This window comes from Paracoccus sp. P2 (assembly GCF_046335115.1).
Taxonomy (GTDB): Bacteria; Pseudomonadota; Alphaproteobacteria; order Rhodobacterales; family Rhodobacteraceae; genus Paracoccus; species Paracoccus pantotrophus.
Map to the genome: position 1 here is coordinate 1 of NZ_JBGOSN010000151.1, position 1,226 is coordinate 1,226.

Sequence of the window (1,226 nt, forward strand, 5' to 3'; positions counted from 1 at the left end):
CCGTACCCGTCATCGCTGCAGAACCGGGGGGAGCGGCGTCAGGGACGATCGCAGGCGAAGAGATAGAACTGTCGGTCTGGACAGAGCAGTCCGACTTCACGTCCTCAAGCTTTTCAATCTATTTTCAAGCACCGGCACTGAGGGAGCGCGGCCTGGGCAGCTTGTCCCTCGGCGCAGAGTGGATTGGCGATCTCGATGGTGACTTCCTTTCCGCAGAAATCGATATCCCAATTCTCGATACCGATCCGTATCGCATTTACCGTGCGGACCTGGACGATGAACTCTCCCTGACAATTACGAGCGCCTCGCACCAAGGCGGTGTGCTGGCGATCGCGGGCCAGGTGGAAGGTGTTCTAACCAGTGTGGACCGGATTGCCCTTCGAAATCCTGATCCCGACGATACTCTCAGCGTTAGCCTGACGTTTGAAGCCGTATTGGGTGAGTTGCAGTGAGGACCGCGGCGCTTTCCCTAATTGCGATCTGCCTGTCNATACTCTCAGCGTTAGCCTGACGTTTGAAGCCGTATTGGGTGAGTTGCAGTGAGGACCGCGGCGCTTTCCCTAATTGCGATCTGCCTGTCGGCGCCTGTGCTGGCCGATCAGCCGGGTGGGGATATGACTGGGTTTCTGGAAGAGACGCCTGTTTCATGGCGGATCGACGCCGAGCGGTCAGAATACCATTTCGAGAGCGAAGGCATTGGCTCTCTGCGGATTCTTGCCGAACCGCAGGAGGTGCCATCGGGCATCGGTTCCGTTCGGTTGATGGTGATGGTGGCCGATGGGACCACAAGTCTTCTCGAACTGCGGCTCGAGGACGAAGACGGAAATCCCGCACTTGGACTGTCAAGCGAGGCCGGGGGGCAGGCAATGCTCGACATCGACCACAACAATGACGGTTCACTTCACTTCACCGGCATGATCGAGGCAGGCCTGATGGCCTACCCGATGTCAGACCGAACTGCCGGCGAACGACTAATGTTGGTTCTGGATGTGGATGGAGGCCGGATCACTGCTACCGGGCACTAGCGTTCTGCGGCAGGGAGGAAAAATCCAATGAGACCGGTCATCGTTATGACAGCCATTTTGTCTTGCGCCGCCGTTCCCGCGCTGGCGCAGCGCGCGGACGACATTTCGGACCTTTGCGGAACGTCCTCGCCGGCAACGTGGCAGGGGCTGCGGGAACACTTTGTGGGCGACTGGCGCGTTGATCACCTGTCCGGCTACGTC

Annotated in this window: 2 protein-coding genes; both read left to right on the forward strand. The window is 58.9% G+C overall.

Features of this window, described 5'->3' with window-relative positions; genetic code table 11:
* On the forward strand, positions 1–452 hold a 452-nt coding region (locus ACDP63_RS24915), incomplete at its 5' end, for a hypothetical protein (protein ID WP_409928861.1).
* A 162-nt stretch (positions 453–614) separates the two neighbouring features.
* Complete coding sequence (locus tag ACDP63_RS24920) at positions 615–1,025, forward strand: hypothetical protein (protein ID WP_409928862.1); 411 nt, start codon at positions 615–617, stop codon at positions 1,023–1,025.
* Positions 1,026–1,226 lie beyond the last annotated feature (201 nt).

Excerpts from the sequence above, each read along its gene's own strand:
- ACDP63_RS24920 (WP_409928862.1), top strand. The coding sequence starts at position 615 with ATGACTGGGTTTCTGGAAGAGACGCCTGTTTCATGGCGGATCGACGCC.